At 37.3% G+C, this 17,334-nt stretch carries 19 protein-coding genes; 4 read left to right on the plus strand and 15 right to left on the minus strand.

All coding sequences use genetic code 11. The features are described from left to right. Nucleotides 1-188 precede the first annotated feature (188 nt). From SLS51_RS09960 to SLS51_RS09990, 8 genes are all read right to left on the minus strand, one after another. Nucleotides 189-704, minus strand: a complete 516-nt coding sequence (locus SLS51_RS09960; RefSeq protein ID WP_323837866.1) for an antiterminator Q family protein — start codon at nt 702-704, stop codon at nt 189-191. Nucleotides 705-728: 24 nt separating this feature from the next. After that, entirely contained in the window at nt 729-989 is a 261-nt protein-coding gene (locus tag SLS51_RS09965) for a hypothetical protein (RefSeq protein ID WP_323837867.1), read from the minus strand. A gap of 15 nt (nt 990-1,004) precedes the next feature. Then, complete coding sequence (locus SLS51_RS09970; RefSeq protein ID WP_323837869.1) at nt 1,005-1,598, minus strand: DUF1367 family protein; 594 nt, start codon at nt 1,596-1,598, stop codon at nt 1,005-1,007. A 100-nt stretch (nt 1,599-1,698) separates the two neighbouring features. Continuing rightward, nucleotides 1,699-2,898, minus strand: coding sequence for a helix-turn-helix domain-containing protein (locus SLS51_RS09975; RefSeq protein WP_046975053.1), 1,200 nt, complete (start codon nt 2,896-2,898; stop codon nt 1,699-1,701). 15 nt (nt 2,899-2,913) lie between these two features. Then, complete coding sequence (locus tag SLS51_RS09980; RefSeq protein ID WP_323837872.1) at nt 2,914-3,585, minus strand: hypothetical protein; 672 nt, start codon at nt 3,583-3,585, stop codon at nt 2,914-2,916. Nucleotides 3,586-3,888: 303 nt separating this feature from the next. After that, nucleotides 3,889-4,578 carry a DnaB-like helicase C-terminal domain-containing protein gene (locus tag SLS51_RS09985; protein ID WP_439126867.1) on the minus strand — a complete coding sequence of 230 codons (690 nt, stop codon included), beginning with the start codon at nt 4,576-4,578 and terminating at the stop codon, nt 3,889-3,891. Beyond that, the gene (locus SLS51_RS24640; RefSeq protein ID WP_439126868.1) at nt 4,565-4,735 is read right to left on the minus strand and encodes a hypothetical protein; all 171 of its coding nucleotides are present in this window, start codon (nt 4,733-4,735) and stop codon (nt 4,565-4,567) included. The genes SLS51_RS09985 and SLS51_RS24640 overlap by 14 nt, the downstream gene beginning before the upstream one ends. Continuing rightward, nucleotides 4,725-5,015, minus strand: coding sequence for an ArsR/SmtB family transcription factor (locus tag SLS51_RS09990; protein WP_323837874.1), 291 nt, complete (start codon nt 5,013-5,015; stop codon nt 4,725-4,727). The genes SLS51_RS24640 and SLS51_RS09990 overlap by 11 nt, the downstream gene beginning before the upstream one ends. 216 nt (nt 5,016-5,231) lie before the next feature. Between SLS51_RS09990 and SLS51_RS09995 the strand changes: the two genes are divergently transcribed. Together SLS51_RS09995 and SLS51_RS10000 are read left to right on the plus strand one after the other, a co-directional pair. Next, nucleotides 5,232-5,807 (plus strand): hypothetical protein, encoded by a 576-nt coding sequence (locus tag SLS51_RS09995; protein ID WP_323837876.1) that lies wholly within the window; start codon nt 5,232-5,234, stop codon nt 5,805-5,807. Next, complete coding sequence (locus SLS51_RS10000; protein WP_323837878.1) at nt 5,791-7,848, plus strand: UvrD-helicase domain-containing protein; 2,058 nt, start codon at nt 5,791-5,793, stop codon at nt 7,846-7,848. The genes SLS51_RS09995 and SLS51_RS10000 overlap by 17 nt, the downstream gene beginning before the upstream one ends. Nucleotides 7,849-8,293: 445 nt before the next feature. Here SLS51_RS10000 and SLS51_RS10005 read toward each other — a convergent pair whose 3' ends face one another. From SLS51_RS10005 to SLS51_RS10030, 6 genes are all read right to left on the minus strand, one after another. Beyond that, the gene (locus tag SLS51_RS10005; RefSeq protein WP_323837880.1) at nt 8,294-8,581 is read right to left on the minus strand and encodes a gp53-like domain-containing protein; all 288 of its coding nucleotides are present in this window, start codon (nt 8,579-8,581) and stop codon (nt 8,294-8,296) included. 1,033 nt (nt 8,582-9,614) lie between these two features. Further along, a complete protein-coding gene (locus SLS51_RS10010; protein ID WP_323837882.1) occupies nt 9,615-10,199 on the minus strand; it encodes a putative adenosine monophosphate-protein transferase Fic in 585 nt (194 codons plus the stop codon). A gap of 7 nt (nt 10,200-10,206) precedes the next feature. Then, nucleotides 10,207-10,689 carry a YhfG family protein gene (locus SLS51_RS10015; RefSeq protein WP_323837884.1) on the minus strand — a complete coding sequence of 161 codons (483 nt, stop codon included), beginning with the start codon at nt 10,687-10,689 and terminating at the stop codon, nt 10,207-10,209. Between the two features lie 79 nt (nt 10,690-10,768). Next, complete coding sequence (locus SLS51_RS10020) at nt 10,769-11,299, minus strand: GNAT family N-acetyltransferase (RefSeq protein WP_323837886.1); 531 nt, start codon at nt 11,297-11,299, stop codon at nt 10,769-10,771. 209 nt (nt 11,300-11,508) lie between these two features. Then, the gene (locus SLS51_RS10025) at nt 11,509-12,117 is read right to left on the minus strand and encodes a bactofilin family protein (protein WP_323837888.1); all 609 of its coding nucleotides are present in this window, start codon (nt 12,115-12,117) and stop codon (nt 11,509-11,511) included. 903 nt (nt 12,118-13,020) lie between these two features. Then, complete coding sequence (locus SLS51_RS10030) at nt 13,021-13,425, minus strand: fimbrial protein (RefSeq protein ID WP_323837890.1); 405 nt, start codon at nt 13,423-13,425, stop codon at nt 13,021-13,023. A gap of 660 nt (nt 13,426-14,085) precedes the next feature. Between SLS51_RS10030 and SLS51_RS10035 the strand changes: the two genes are divergently transcribed. Both SLS51_RS10035 and SLS51_RS10040 read left to right on the plus strand, forming a co-directional pair. Beyond that, nucleotides 14,086-14,361 (plus strand): FaeA/PapI family transcriptional regulator, encoded by a 276-nt coding sequence (locus tag SLS51_RS10035; protein ID WP_112876683.1) that lies wholly within the window; start codon nt 14,086-14,088, stop codon nt 14,359-14,361. A gap of 207 nt (nt 14,362-14,568) precedes the next feature. Then, nucleotides 14,569-15,024 (plus strand): GNAT family N-acetyltransferase, encoded by a 456-nt coding sequence (locus tag SLS51_RS10040; protein WP_323837892.1) that lies wholly within the window; start codon nt 14,569-14,571, stop codon nt 15,022-15,024. A 116-nt stretch (nt 15,025-15,140) separates the two neighbouring features. Here SLS51_RS10040 and SLS51_RS10045 read toward each other — a convergent pair whose 3' ends face one another. Continuing rightward, complete coding sequence (locus tag SLS51_RS10045; protein ID WP_323837894.1) at nt 15,141-17,045, minus strand: autotransporter outer membrane beta-barrel domain-containing protein; 1,905 nt, start codon at nt 17,043-17,045, stop codon at nt 15,141-15,143. Between the last annotated feature and the right edge of the window lie 289 nt (nt 17,046-17,334).

Here is a 17,334-nt window from a genome sequence, read left to right on the forward strand (position 1 = left end):
TGAAAACATCATACGTGACCTCAACGTAGTATTTCTTATTGAGATCAGCCAGGTAGAAAAAGGTTCAAAAAATCCCTCGATTTAATCGAGGGATTTGTGTAGAAGAGACAGGCACTGGGCGAGGCTATCAGTCACGAATACTACTATCACAACATATACTGAAATAGTGGCTCATAAGTTCAAAGATGTCAACACGTTCGTGACAAAAGTCTTGATTTTCTTTCCTGTTCCCGTCTTATAAAGGCATCTTGCAATGGTTGATAAATCAAATATTCCGTTGCTCTTAATATTTCCTCAACCTCACGCCGACAAGTTGACATTGATGGCTTTCGCTTACGCAACATACCATTTCTGCGGATCATAATTCTTGGCTGAACCGTTGTATGATAATGTTTGGCAATTGCTCTATCAGATACACAATAAACATATCGACTAAGCAACATCCCAAATGCAACCCGATCAATGTGGTAAATATGGTCTACTACCCTAGCGATTAACATTCCGTCATCATCATTGCATATCGGACGTTCTGGATAACCTCTCAGCTCTACCGTCGCCATAAGCTCAGCAATCATACTGCTCTGACGTTTATCAAGCCTGCCAGAATACACCCATGCACCGAACTTGGATAACCAGTCCTGCAACCAAATTTCTTGTGCCTGAGTCAATTGCAGCCCATCCGTTGAAAATATCACACCCGACATAACCGTACCTCTCCAACTTCCCTTTTAACTTGGGGCAATAGTTCCGTTGCCATACTGTGGATTGCTTGCCATGTCTTCGGTGCCGCATGAAAACCCGTGGGATGCAAACGCTCGATGATAGCGAGGATGCAGCAGAATGGAGAAATGAGCAGCCCTTTGGGCCATATCTTGTACCGCTCTCACATGATGAATTTCCGCAAGTATTACTCCCAACCCCATATTCCGACAACAGATACATCCCAGTAATGTCACATTAGAAAGCCACTGTTTTTCACTTTTAGCCATTGGCTCTGCCTCTCATTACATAAAATCGGACAACTGAGAAACTGCATGTTCAGCGGCGTTTCGGGTCGGGAAATTGCGATACAAAATAAAGTTCCAAAGCACGTTTAATGTATCTTTATAAAGTTCCTGAAATTCCATCTCTTCCATTTTGGCGAAACTGACTGAACGAGGTTCACGGTACAGACTGCCGTTGGGCATTTCGTAAATGTCATAGTGCCCTGATTCCACTGTTGCCCAGCGCCGAAAGGCATCAAAGGATTTGGTGGCAGTAATATTCTGGGCTCGGTTTTTAGATATGCCAGCAAGATATTCATCCGCAGCGGATTGTAAGACATCTTCACTGCCCGCGAAGTGTGCAAGAAATTGTACGTAGCCACGCACAAGCGCTTTCTCTTCCGGGGAAATGGTACCCCCAGCAGGTTCCCAGTATTCATAGCCGAGATTCAGAAGGGCAAAATATTTACGATGGAAACGCGGGTTACGTGCTTTCTTAAAATCCGCATAGAGCACATCGCCCCACTTCACTTTGGAGTGCAGGTATTCCCTGGCTGCGGGAGTCGCAGGTCTCAGGGTGTCATTCGAAATTTTGATAAAACTATGCTGCGTCATTACTTATCCTCAAAGTTATGACACAGCAGCTTTTGTTTAGGTTATCAGATGTTCAGGCCGATACGAACAGAATAACAGGTGTTAGTATTAATTCCCAATTTTACTTTCTATTAAATAAATTGACGACGTTTGTATCTTGTTGTGTAGTAGATATATTAATACTATTCTTCAATTGTATTCTGGATTGGAAATCAAGTACCTGTGATTCTGACAAGAATCCCTTAGGAACTGAACATAAATCCTCTAAATCTCCTTTTGGGAAACCAAATTCCTCAAGAAGTGTTTTTTTACTAAAAGTTCTAGAATCCAATAATAGATTTAAGCACCTAGGTAACAAACGAACCGACTCTGGTTTTCTAAGATCATCAAGCGGCTCTCCTTTTCGCCAACCTCTAGCGGAAATATTTTTATATAACCTCTGATATTCCAGAGAAGATATTAATTCTAAATTTCTCGCTCTAAGGATCATAGATTGCGCAGACATCCCCCAGCGATTTTTTAGAGATATGAAATTCTGTAATGTAGGATATGGAGGAAGCTCTACAGAAAATGACTCTTCCGGCAGCATGAAACTCGACGCAAACTTATGTGCTTGCTCTTCTATTGGATTAAAATTGATATTATCAAATTTATTTATATATCGATGTAAGACTATATGACCTAATTCATGAGCAGCATCAAATCGACTACGATAATAGTTATCTTTATCACTAGCTAAAACCACATACGGTCTATTCTCTAAATCATTCCATTGAGAATAGCCATCCATTACAGAACTACCTTGTTCAAATCTGGAACAGACTATCCCCGCATTCTCCATTACCAGTAATAGATCATCTATCGGTGCAATACCTAATCCCCAAGCTTTCCTACACTCAAAAGCCATTCTTTCAATCAATTGATCATCTATCGCTCTGTAATCCTTTACGTTAAGATGAGGAATGTTAACCTCTGGATAATCAAGATATTCTTGCATCTTACATGATAACTCTTGAAACCACCCCATGTATCGCTCTGAGGCGATACATAAGTCTTTTGCCGTGGTTGACAGTGTTCGGAAGAATACTGGTTTTTTTTCGTACTTAACAATAGGCTTTGTGAACCAACTTACCGGGCAATTAAGAATCTGACTTAAGCTATGCAATACTTCTGCATCGGGGGAATGATTACCGTTTTCCCATTTGGTAATAGTTGATGGCGAACGATCTACTAACCTACCAAGGTTAATTTTCGATAATCCCCTCGCTTCTCTTATCTGTGTCAACCTTTCAGATTGGAAACCAGAAATTCCCACTCTCATAATGTCTCACCTATTCTATTTTTCCTGATCCTTCAGGCGCTTCTTGAGCTTAGGTAAAACCATATCAGGAATGACTATCTTCTTCTCTCCAGTATAGAGGGCTAAAAGCTCCGTTACAGATTTATTATAGTGAAAACCTTTCATATTGGTAAAAGGAACCACAATCCTTAAATCCATCATGCTGGCCTGAGATTCATGATATGGTGGATTAATATTTATTAACAACACACCTAACGTATCAATGTCATTATGATGTTTACTATCTTCTTCTCTAAAAAGATCTGGAGTATAGCCTTCAAATTTTTCATTCAATTGGGCTATCAATGAACGATGTTTAGCACCTCTTATATGGCGCTCATCGTGATTTAACCCAATACGGCTAATTTTAACACCTTCTGAATCGATAATAATGTAATGCTCCCCTTTCGGGGATGTATCAGCATCGTAACAAAGATAACCAGAGCGACTTGCGGCCTCCCTCAATGCTGAATTAAGGCCATAGTGCCTAGCCTGAGGCCTAAATCTATGTTGCTCCGGTTCACCAAGTTTTAATATATTGCCTACGGTTACTTCCTGTGCTGCAGCATACTTAGCATATAATGCATCTTGTACGTTAAGCCAAAAATCACGCCTAAAAGCGTTTATTATCAAATCGGTAATATCACTTTGTGTGTCGTTAATGCTCATTTAGATACCCTGATTGCGTTAAGCAGATTTTATGGTATTTTTTTTTCGTTTTGAACGCAAGCAATATACTTGATATGTAATTTGTACGTTACAAATACAACTTCAACTCTTATACCATCCCAGTGTGTTCCATCAGGCCACTTCACTAGAAAAACAATATTCAGCTACAGAAAGGCTTTCCCCCGCCTTCGAAGAGTACAATTGCGCTTCAGCATCTCCAGCTCTTAGTTATCCACCAGCAATTCTATTTTGGTAAAGCCAGCATCCTGCTGCCGTTTACGTTGAATCGACTAGTTTTTAAGTCTAAATTTGTAAAATAACGATGCTTTCAGCACTGCACCCAAAACGGGATAATTCATAACTACCCAAATTATCTAATAAAATCAGTTTACTGTTTATGGTCATATCGGTGCTCTTTTTGTTTAGCCTGTTGCTGTGTACGACATATTCCAGCTGATCAGTTGGTAAGTAATGCCCGTTTTTAAATTCCTGGAATATCGTTCCGGTTTCACCGTAACGATTTTTATCCAAAATAATCTCAGCATAATTTCTGGCTGGACTTTGTGGGTTATAAACAACATCACGATAAGTAAAAATAATTCGATCTGCGTCTTGCTCTAGGCTACCTGAGTCTCGTAAATCCGCTGCAACAGGACGACGCTGATGTATAGGCCGTTTATCAACGTCTCTTGATAACTGACTCAATGCTGTAACAGGTGTATGCAATCGCTTAGCTAGTCCCTTGAGGGCCCTGGATATTTGAGCGATAGCAAGGTCATTACGCTCGGCTTTGGGCCTTTCTATCAACCCAAGATAATCAACAAAAATACCTTTCAGATTCGGGTACCTGCGCTTATGCGTTTCACTGATAGCACATATCTGTTCAGCGCTTAATTCACTAGCATCAAGAATATGAATATCGCGATCTATTAACTCGCTTATTGCGTTAGATATACGAGCCCAATCTTCATCATAAAATTCACCACGTCTCACCTAAGTTACGCCTCCCCAGTATGTCAATGTACCCTTCAATCAATGTCTTGATGTGCACGGGAACCAGGTTGCCAGTATCTCGTATTAGCTCCCCCATAGTGGACATACAGTGATTAAATTGTTCAATACTGCTCAGGTCGTTAAGATTATTTTTCATCAGCGCAGCACTCATCCGTTAGAAAAATCATAAGCTCATTGAGCAAATCATACTCTGGAATACAATAAAGCGTCCGGCTTACTCGATGTTGTCGGATCAAACCCACTGAGATCAGCGCAGACAGATGATGACTGAGTGTCGAATTAGGTACACCCAGTTTTTCCTGCAATTCTCCAACAGGTGTTCCCTCTATACCCGATTTCACTAACTGCTTGTAAACCCGTAAACGCGTTGGATGGCCGAGCTCTTTCAGGAGATTGGCCGCATCGTCAATTTTCATAGCATCTCCTACAAAACTATATTTCTATTATTCTGGGAATATAGTTTTATGTCTACTATTTCGTTAAATCGCAAGTAACTGATTGATCCAACAGCCCTCTATTCCGTCTATTGGATCAATGTCACAGATAGAAAATTGTAAATAGGTGTAAAATTAAAGGTTACGTAATTGTGATTCATCGTAGAACTAGAGGCCTAACAACTTTGTTGCATAGGCGTGTCTTATGGGCGTTGTCATAAAATAGGCTTTAATTTGTACTTATCACATATTGAAATATCAAACTTTAGGCTATTCCAAGCCTATTGGCGAAGAAATTACCCCGACGACCAGCAGAGAAAAACTGACCATATTGCTCAATTAGATAGGCAGAATGTTGCAGTCAAAATATCGGATGATTGGACTTTCGAATACTGCCTGGCTAAATACGGCCTTTTTAATGAATGCTATGAAGCTATCATTGGCTCCAATGAAGGAATAGATGACATAGTTGGCGATGATGATACTAAAGCAATATTCATTCTGAGTCTGGTTTCAAAAACAGACTTTGCATATGAACTATCTCGCATTCTTCAAAAACAACAAGACCAAAAAGTTAAGGACGCGATAGCTTCTCTTAGTGATGATGAAGCCATTAATAGCGGCATTCTTAATTCTGTCCAAATACGATCAAAAAACGAATTTGCAGTTGAACTCAAACAGAAGCTTCCGCACTACCTTATTGAAGCTATTGAATATGTAACAGAGCCAATTAAAGAAGATACCGAGGAGGTGCAGCATGCTGCCCTCGTTTGAAGGTCTTATTACACGTGATGACATTATAGAGATAGCAGAAACTGAAAAGCTCATCCTACAGGATGACATTCGTATTTCAATTCTAAAGGCTATGCGTTCCATTGACGTACAAGCTTGCCCCGGAAGTGGAAAAACGACATTAATCGCCACAAAACTTATTCTTCTGGCCAAAAAGTGGAACTATCAGCACCAAGGAATATGTGTCCTATCTCATACCAATGTAGCTAAAGATGAGATCATTGACCGCCTTCAACGCTCAAAGTCAAAAGTTGCGCAGCGTCTACTTAGCTACCCACACTTTATCGGCACAATTCAGGAATTTGTACACCGCTTTTTAACTCTTCCATATATAAGATCTAATGGTATTAGTGATATCACGGTAGACAATGACACCTATGCAAAACAGGCAGTAAAATTGCTCGAACTAGATCAGTTTGGCTGGTTTAAAGGAACATTAAATGGATTAGGAAATACTGAAAAACAAGAGGCCTTTTTCAGAGGGACATTTCGATATATCTCACAGAATGGTGAGGAAATAAATATTAATAAAAAACCTAAAGCTTGGAAAACCGATAATAATTTCCAAAAGGCAATCAGTGATCTAAATCGATTAAAAGATTATTTAGATAAACGGGGTATATTCCTTTTTAGAGATATGTATATACAGGCAAATAAAGCATGCACAAATAATATTGAATTAGCGAAGGTGATAAGGACAAGATTCCCATTCATTTTGATTGATGAGATGCAAGATACACAAAAATTCCAAGATGAACTTTTATGTAAAATATTTCCTTTTGATAAAAGTTCAATTATTCAGAGGCTTGGAGATCCAGACCAATCTATTTTTAATAATATTGGAACAGAAGAGCCTAATCAAAGCTTCAACGGTAAGTTGCGAGACCAGATGGATTATGTCATTCAGAAATCTCATCGCTTTGATGGAGCTTTATCTAACAAAAGCGGTGGATTAAGCTTCAATGAAATTCCTTTAGAAACTGAGTTAACAGACGCAAGTTTATTAGAAAGAGCACAAGCACATGTTGCTGGTGATAAATTTTCTCATACCATCATCATTTTTAATGATAATACCCACGAGAAAGTAATTGAGTATTTTTCTCAGATTGTTTCAAATCAATTCGCAGAAAAATATAAAAAAGACAAAAAATTCACGGTAAAAGTTGTTGGTGCGGTTGGTGCAGAAATAACTCCAGATAAAGACCAATTCAGACTAGGTCATTATTGGCCTGATTTTGACAAGATAAAATCGAAAACTAATTTCAAGGAGTCCTGCTTTATAGATGCAGTTCGTCATTGTCAGCAAAATTCATCTATCGATTTAGCTGATAATTATAAATTCTTATTAACTTGCATCCTTAAAATTATGCGAATGAATAATGTAACTGATGACAATGGCCGGAGCTTATCCAGTACAACTTTACGAGAGTATTTAATAAATGCAGGGAATTGGGAGCGCTTTCGTAAAGGATTACTTTATTTATTAACTGATCCTAGAGCAGTAAAACCACGATACTGGGAAGTAGCATGTCGCACATTAGCCTCTTTACTTCTGCTTGAAAATATCACAGCTGAAGCAACAGAATATATGACGTTTAACGTAGTTATAAATCCCAATGAAACTGGAACTGTCGAACAAGCACCCACTCTTGTTTCTTTGAAAGATAACACGATAGCCCATGTAGATGGTTTCCATATTGAGCTTTCAACAATACATGCGGTTAAAGGTGAAACTCATGATGCAACACTAGTCATTGAGACAAAGAACCACACATTCGATCTACAAACTATGCTGCCATATTTGACTGGCAAGCTACCCAACATAGAGTATCCTAACTCCAATCTGCCTGATAAGCCTAATTCACGTAGAGCATTCAAACCTAATAAAGTTTTTATGCGTCAGTTTTATGTTGCAATGAGTTGTCCAAGGCATCTACTGTGTTTAGCACTACACTCAGACCGGATATCAGATGAGCAAACCCAGTTGCTTCGAGAGTATGGATGGAAAATTGAGATTATCTGATTTGTTTAACTCATTGCCTGAGCATGGCTTGAGTTCAACTCCCGATAGGCTGAATATTTATACCCGTTATCTTTCAAGTTGCTTCTTTGTTGGCTTCACTCGCTCACCCCGGTCACATAGTTTGCTATGATCCCGGGGATTCACTCCCTTGCCGCCGCGATGCATCTTGAAATCCATAGGGTATAATGCTCTATTCAGAGATAAGCGTATTTTACGTGTTTATTATCCACCATCTTTCCAGCCGTAATCTTTTCTCCTTCATATTCAACCGGATAATAACAGACAATGGTTAATTTAATTTACGACGGACATTCTATAAAAACTGCTCCCTATATATTGATTGATACCCAATATTATGAGAGCAGTTCACTAAGTAGCTTTCAATATAATTTCTCTTCAATTACAAAGCTAGAATATATTAATTCTCTCTATAATAACATATTAATTAATATCCTATCGCGAACCAATATGAACCTAAATCGTCACGTCCAATTACAGCACTGGTCGCATTAAATTCGTAAATTGTTGAATAGTTATCCACAGGAGTACCATTGGCATAGACGCTAACTTGCATAGATAAGCATGCTGTAGGAAACGGGATTGGATACGTTATTGTAATTTGTCCAGGACCTCCTTTCGGATTATATCCCCATTGATAAATTATTCCGGTATCGCCACATTTCCACCAACCGTTTACGGCTTTTAAGGCAGTATTTTCAGTGATATTAATCATAGGTTCTCCTTAAAGTTAATAATTAATATTTTTTTTAAAAAGAGATTTGCCGACTAAATTATTTAATACAATAGAAATTTAATTACATAAATCGTACATTGATAATTCACTTTAACTATAGTAGATCTTAAATAAAGTATGATGAATTATTTTTATCACTAATAGTGATTAACCATTACTGAGCAATTAATATTAATAAATAGTTTTGAAGGAAAAAATACACAAAGTTATTTATTAATAATATCAAAAAATTACCTTCCTACTGTTTCCATTATGTGATGTCCCGCAACACTTATCATATAAATATGGATGCAATAATACAAATAAAAAATTTTATTTTAACTTTCACAAAATTAATATTAAATGAATATATCGCCATTCTAAAAACGATATCAAACAATATATTAAAAGATAAAATATCAAAAAATCAGCATTAAATAATTCATTACTATTAATCAATAGCAGTTATTTACCCATCTTTTGTCACAAATCCACCAGCGCTACTTCAACGGATTTTCAACAATACAACAAAAAATTATACGAAAAGAGAACTTATTACCTATTCTTGAACAATAATTAGTAACTCAGATAAATTATTTGACTTCAATAATCCCCTGATGAGGTACCAACCATGAAAAAGCTATCAATTTGTTTTTTAGTATTGAGCCTTACCGCTTTCTCGCCTAACTTCGCGTCGGCAAATTTATGTTATTACAATGAGAAATCTCTGAGTAAATGCGCTAAGACATGTACGCCAGTAATGATTATTAGCCTTTTCTTTTGGACAATTTGTCTTTAAATCAATTGATAATAATATATTTAATAACAAAGTGACAAGGATATTTTTGTTCTTGTCGCTTTCATTGTGCGGTTTTATTTATTTTATATTTTTTAAACCGTCAATCACTTTAAATAAATTCAATCAAAATTAAGTGGAATGCTTAATCGGCAAGCTCATAAGTTGAAATCACCAGAAATCTTAGATAAAAAATACCAGTAAATAATTCATTATATCATCTCTAAATGATATAATTTAAGAGACACAATTTTCAAAAATCCTTATTAATGGCTGATAGTGACATTGATAAGCAGAAATATTAGCTTCAATCCACTGCTTAGCATTTATAGACTCAAAAGAGATTTTATATCCACAGTTTATAACAATATATTCAAATAATAGTCGCTGTGTTCGCCCATTTCCTTCTCTAAAAGGATGAATTACATTTAATTCCGCATAATATTCAGCAAGTTTTTTAATAAGTTCCTGATAGTTTAATCCTACAAGATAATTTTCATTCTCTAGCATAGAGAATATCCTATTCCCTTCTATCTCAATACATTTAGCATGACAGAAACGGGTATCCCCTTTAGATATATCAATTATCCTTAGCTGACCAGCCCAATCATATAAATCAGAAAATATCTGTTTATGAAGTTTACGCCAAAAGACTAAATCGTAAGGTGGTTCCTGGAATGAAATATTCAATATAGCAAGTTCAGTGAGTTCCCTTTCTGCCTGCTCAAGAATAACGGGATCACGAATAGCTAATTTATTAATAAGTGTGTCTATGCCCGGATATGTATAGGGATCTTGCCCTGCGCCATATTTATCTACCATAACTACCTCATTGTAAACTATATTTTCTAATTAGTTTATCTTTAAGATTTTTTTGCTCTTTCGGTGTTTCAGGCAAACTATTCATAACAATATTCATCCCTTCAAGACGCATACTGTCTCTATAGTTTTTTAATTTCACATGGTCAAAATAATGTTTTTTTTCATTATAAGTTGTCATTATTGTTTTTCTATTCTTTTGGTTTCTAATATCTTTCTCTTGCTGACGGGAATATTTAAACTTAACTAGATCCAAATCGCTCAATTTACAGTTAATCGCCTGACCACTTTCAAATATTCCCCAAGAAATAACTTCAAAATAACTGTTCTTCCCATTTCTAATACGGTTAAGCTTTACCTCTAAGTCTTGTTGCAATATTTGCAAAACCTGCTGCACCTTACGTTCAGATATCCCTGTCGCTTCTACAATTGAACGGGTATTAGGATGATCTAGTTTAGTCAAGGCCGCCATAACAGCTAATTCATATTTCATTTGAATTTCCAAGATACAATCTATGCAACAATAGTATAAAACATCAAAGTAACGAAAACCAGAAAAGAGAATCGCGTTATTATTGACGAATCCGGTAAAGCACATGTTCATGAAGCGGATGCCCATTCGGTAATGAAGGATGCAAGAAAGTATTTTCATCTTTCACCATGCCAAGCCGCTCCATAACTTTTTGAGATCGCAAATTGGAAATTGTCGTAAATGCAACTATTTCCTTAAATTTTAATTGGGTGAAAGCAAAATCCAAAGCTTTACGTGCGGCTTCACTGGCGTAACCTTTACCCCAAAATGGCTTATCAAGACGCCATCCAATTTCGATACAAGGTGAAAACGGTAATTCCGCCACAGGAATATTCAAACCGACAAAGCCAATAAAATCCCCGGTTTCTTTCAGCTCTACAGCCCATAATCCCCAGCCTCCCTGTTGCTCAAATCTCTGGATAATCGTATCCACCATGGTATTACTCTGTTCAGCCGTCAAAGTGGCAGGAAAATATTCCATAACTTCTGAGTTACTATTCAAATGATAAAATGGTAATCTGTCCTCTTCTCTCCATGAACGCATAATTAACCTGTCTGTTTCCAACACCATAACCCTATTCTCCCCCAATATTAGTTAGCAAACAGGATACCTACTATGCGACAAACCACATACTTCAATCAGAGTAATTAAAACAATTATAGGATATAAATTGCCAGAATGAGCAAACTAAAGAGGAAATGGAACAACGTAATTTAAACTAAAAAGGAAGTGGCCCGTGCCAAAAGTCTCTGAATCAGATGTCACACGGGCCTGGTTTATCAGGCACTTGTTTTTACCGTGGCCTTATCTTTAGATTTATCATTATTGGTATCTTTTATCGGTACAACACGTTCAGATGCGGTTTTGTTTTCAACCTGTTCCGATTGTCCAAAAAACAAACCTCCACGCTTGATAGACATACTGCTGCAACGACTGATTCCACGCAGCTCACCATGTTCAAGAATATCCAACGTTGCTGCACAGCAAGTCCCCACAACGTCACCATCAATAATGATTTCTGGCGCGCTAAGTTCACCTTCAACCCGCCCAGCATGCATAATGCGGATCGCTCCCTCTTTCACCCGGATATTGCCAACCACTTTGCCCCAGATTTGTATATCACCTTCTACATCAATATCGCCCTTAAATACCGAGCTTTTGGCAACAATAGTACAACGACGAGCTTCTGCACCGGCGTTCTTTTTATCATCAACAAATTGAGATACCGGCTCGACAGCCGCTGCCTCTGTTTTTTTTCCAAACATAGTTTTTAATCTCGACCTCATGTGAATAAAGCAAAATATTAGCGCCAAAAAAGAGAGAATCGCTGTCACTGCACAGCCAAAAAGATTACCCGCCAGATAGAATCCCAGAGCAATGCTCCACATGATCCATATACAGCTCAAAAAAATGTTGTCCGAAAAACGATGTTTTGCCATATTTGTTCACGTTTTTGTTATTTTTCATGCTTTTTTCGTTAGAAAATACAAAACCAAAATCACTATTTTAACAGAATAGATAACAATCAATGCTAAAGGAAAGCAGGTATTTACAACGTTATTAAACGGTTAAAAGCCTATACCCGTTATCTTTCAAGTTGCCTCTTTGTTGGCTACACTCACTAACAATTAGCAAGGAAAAATTAATATTAAAGTAGATACCTTATCTTTATAATTGTTAACATAAATCAACAATAAAATCACGTTATTAATGTTTAATTTTGTTTACAGATTATCTATTACAAAAATATTTCTCAATTAATATTTACTGATATTTATCTAACAGACATATTGATTATTTATACAATAGAATTAATTTATTAAAAATATCAACATTATTACTCAGGCAATATACAACTAATATCCAATAAATCAATTACTTTTATGAATAAATGATTCAATTACAAACTTATAAGATTAATTATAGATTGGATAAATCATTCTAATTTATACCTGTCATCTTTCAAGTTGCCTCTTTGTTGGCTGCACTCTCTCACCCCAGTCACATAGTTACCTATGCTCCCGGGGATTCGCTCCCTTGCCGTCGCGATGCATCTTGAAATCCATAGGGTATATATCATTGGAAAAAATGAATTAAAATTCAAATCTTTTTTATCTATTCCACTTATCCTCTTTTTTATATTAATATAAAAAAGAGGATAAGACTGATGTGAAAATAATTTAATATTGAGAGATATTATGAATAAAAAATCATATAATGGGGATAACTTAAACACCAAAGTTTTATTGAAAATAATCAGACTTCACTTTTTCATAATCAATAAATCGCTATTAAAAAGTAAAATTCATCATTAATCTGAATATATGAAGCTTCTTTCGCTGGCACAACTTCGGAGATTTATCCGTCTTATTAGCTACCCACGGTAAAGCCAGTAATACTTTCAATGTTGCCCGGGATAATAACTGATGAACTACTGGTTGTGATCTGCAATTTACCAATTGATTCTCAAGACTCTTATGAATTGAAGCTCTTGCTCTTTTCAATATTACGTTGGAAATTTCCCCAGAATTTACACTTTTACCAAAAAGACCCTGCCCGGTAGAATAAGGTATAGCAATAATAGCACCATTAAAGGTCACTGTGATATAACTTCGATCAGCTTTATTTGCTATAGATGCAATAGAAACAACACCCAATATCAACATGGCCGCTATTATAATTTTATTCAGTTTCATTTCGAATTATTACGATTATCTAATAACAATCAATACCAGCATAGAACAACAATATATTTTAAATAAATAATTTCATTATCAATCCTATTTTAATCTTATGAAGATTAGAAAAAATTTGATGCAAGTAATAAATCATAAAAAACATTTATATATGAACAATGCCCCTATTGACCTTTCAAGTATTACAGAATAATTCAATTAATAAAAACAAAAAATACAAATTCAAATAATTTCACAACAAAATACTTAGATAACATTTCAATACGATCATTTGCGATCTATAGTGTCGCAAATTATATCTATATAAGAATAAAATACTTTATGCAATTTGTTTTTCAAATTAAAAGATCTAAAATTTCAATTTTTCGATATAATCATTCTGCATCGTATAAAAACCAACCTTGACAAAACAGGATATACCCGGCAATTCTTTATGACTAAAGCATTCAGATTGCCCTTATGTGTTGAAATTAACCGTTGGATTATCCTATACCCAATGGATTTCAAGATGCATCGCGACGGCAAGGGAGCGAATCCCCGGGAGCATAGATAACGATGTGACCGGGGTGAGTGAGTGCAGCCAACAAAGAAGCAACTTGAAAGATGACAGGTATAATTGCTCAAGATATCCAACAGGGTTCAATAAAGCCTGGAGTTAATATGGAAAACCGGAAAGATTCGACTCAACCCTCCCAGACGGATCAAATACTCAATGTCATATCCGAATTATGTACTATTCGGAAAATGCAAGCGGCTCCTCCACCAGAATCATGGCCTAGTACGCGTGATGTAGCGGAACAATGCGATTTCACCATCTACAAAGCACGTTATCTGTTATTGAAACTGGCTAACAAAGGATTAGTTATGGTAACTCCATCTCCCATTAAGAATTCTCTCCGATGGTATATACCGGAAGACAAAATTAAGTCTATCTAATGTCAAACAATTCTGAAGAAATGGATGTCTGCTCTGTACAGAAGGGCCTGTCTATATAGTCAAAAACTTGAAGAGACAACATACGGCCCTATGGTGTTATTCATTCAAATCGCTATATTCTTTCCATGACAGAAGTCTCGGCAAAACATTCAAGCACAGAGATATCATAACCCATTATTATCATTTTATCTTAAGAGGAAGCTTGGCATGGAAAAATTGCATCGTTGGGAAAAGGATGGATATGTTGTCACTACAGATAAAAATAAATTAGATATTATGATCATACAGCAGTTTTTAACGAAATCCATTTGGGCGGAAGGAATCGACAAGGAGACAGTGAAGTTGTCGATCGAAAATAGCTTGAACTTTGGTCTGTATAAAAATACTCAGCAAATAGGATTTGCTCGTATCGTGACTGACTTCACAACCTTTGGTTATCTTAGTGATGTTTTTATTTTAGATGACTATCGAGGATTGGGATTAGGGCGCTGGCTAATGACATGTTGCCTGGAACATCCCCAAATAGCACAACTTCGTCATATTATGCTTGTCACTTCGATGGCACCGTGGCTGTATGAAAAAATGGGTTATTCCCCGATAAACGAAGAAAACTTTGTCTGGCAAATTGTTCGGCCGGATATTTATAAACAATCCAAGATATGAGGCAATCATCACGAAAAATGCCCGATTACTTTATCGGGCATGACGACGACAATAGCCACACTATTGCGACAAGCAGGGCGCTACTGTTTTATCAACTTGTATCTTTTAACCAGAAATTAGAAACTGGCATTAACACCTAAGCTGAACGCATAAGTGTGATTCTGAACATCACCATCATTGCGTGATATTGACGCAAAAGCGCCCCAATCTTTTGTAATAGCAGCATTCATACCGATAACGTATTCACGCCAGTTAGTGTCCTGCTTTTGGCTTTTACTCACGAAAGATGTCTCAGTCGAGTTAATGGCACTACTAATCTGATAACGCTTATCGCCGAACTGATGGTTAAACCGAACTTCAGCATAGGGGTTAAAACGACTAAAATTGGTGTCAAAACGCCAGCCTAATGTTCCGACCTGTGAATCGTAACGTTGATCACCGAAATGCATAGCCGTACTGCTATTACCTGATTCACGATAACCTTTAACATAACTCTTATCCCAAGCGTACTGGATAATCGGGCTGGTCATCACTGTAGATGTCAGCGGAATATCCCAACCTGCGGTAATGCGTCCTCCCCACTGATGACCGGTAGTCGAAGCATGCTCCTTGCGCAGCCACTCATTGAGCACGATACCGCGCGTAATATCCTCATATTTCATGTCCAAATAGTGAAGATCGCCGCTAATCCAACCTTTATCGTAGTAACGCCATAAGCCATAAGTGGTGAATAGATAACCACGGCCATCAGCGCGGAAATGATTCACTGAGCGTTTATCCTGATAACGCGAGATCATCCCGCCTAACAGAATATTATCCGTGAGTTGATAGTCACTACCCAGTGTCAATGTACTGTTGTGATTTCCACTATAACCACCGAATACGCCTATTTTACTCTGCTCATTACCCACGCTGCGTAGCTGTTGCAAACGGCCGTCAAGAGAGGCAAGCGCCCCCTTCACCGGCACATTATTGGTATTCGTCAGTGACATAACTTGATGTGGAGCATTAAGGATTGAAATAGTCTGCTCACCAATCATACGCTGTGCGGCTGGAGTCGGATGAAAATTATCAGCAAATAAAAAGATTTGACTGGCATTAAAACCGGTATCAGCAGCATGACAGGAGCTAGCTTCAATACCCTGAGCACAAGCATAACCTACCGTGTTAGAAAAACCGTAACGTAAAGGATTATCAATGACCTCATGTAAAAGTGCATTAACATCAACCCGAACAATATTGCCGCCCTTCTGGCTAAGTGCGATATCTTCTAATTTATTATAGCTGTCAACCAATGCTGAAGCGTTGCTACTTAATTGCTTATAACTATCCTCAGCTTTTTTGGCATCGTCCTTTGAAACTACTGACGCCATCTTTTTAAAAACACCGTCGATAATTTGAAGGCGAGTATCTCTATCAATTGTGGTATATCCGTTAACTATCGCATGAATTTCATCCATCTGTTTAGAAGTGGCTCCTTTAGCGATAACAAGCTCCAAAATCTTCGGCGTCATACCAACATCAGGAACCGTAGGCACGATCACTAATCCTGCCCCCTTATCGAGAAGCATATGTACCTGGGATGCAGCGGCTTTCGCACCATCCTCAATCATTTTTTGTGCGTTACCGGGATCTCTCAATGCCGCCTCAATATCATTACCACCAATCCAATGAACATACATACCATTAGGATCAGCACGATTACCATGACTTGCCAAATAACGGCCTACCTGCTCCTGAGTAGTGTTATCTTTATTCCCAGAATTAGGAATAGCAGTCGCTCCACCTACTGCGTAATTATTCCCCCCACTTTTGGAATGGGTCAGTTTAGTCCCTAGATGTTGAGCAATAAGATCGTTATACAACTTACTGGTTGTACCATCGGTCGTATATCGACCTTTATTTCCTCCATCACTCAAGCTATCACCAAAAACATATAGATGGTCATAAGTGTGTGCGTTCGAAATTGCACTTATCGAAAGTGCTAACATGCCTGGTGCAAATATAAATGCCCTTTTCATTAATATGATCCTCAAGAAGTTATTTTATATTTATCATTGAACTAACCGTTCAACTGAAATGATCAATCCAAATCGAAACTACGTTAATGAGATATGACGCAATCCCCTTTCTGATTAACCAATACCTCATTATAGTTAGCAACAGGGAGAATCCCGCACTGTTTTTTTAGGTTTTAAAGTTTAGTGTTGCTTGATTGTTCAATTAACCAAATTGGTTAAAATTCAACTATCTATAAAAAGTAATATTAGACCAAATAGATTGAATCCTCTCCTTTGTTTCATGAAATAG

The organism is Photorhabdus africana (assembly GCF_035181445.1).
Taxonomy (GTDB): Bacteria; Pseudomonadota; Gammaproteobacteria; order Enterobacterales; family Enterobacteriaceae; genus Photorhabdus; species Photorhabdus laumondii.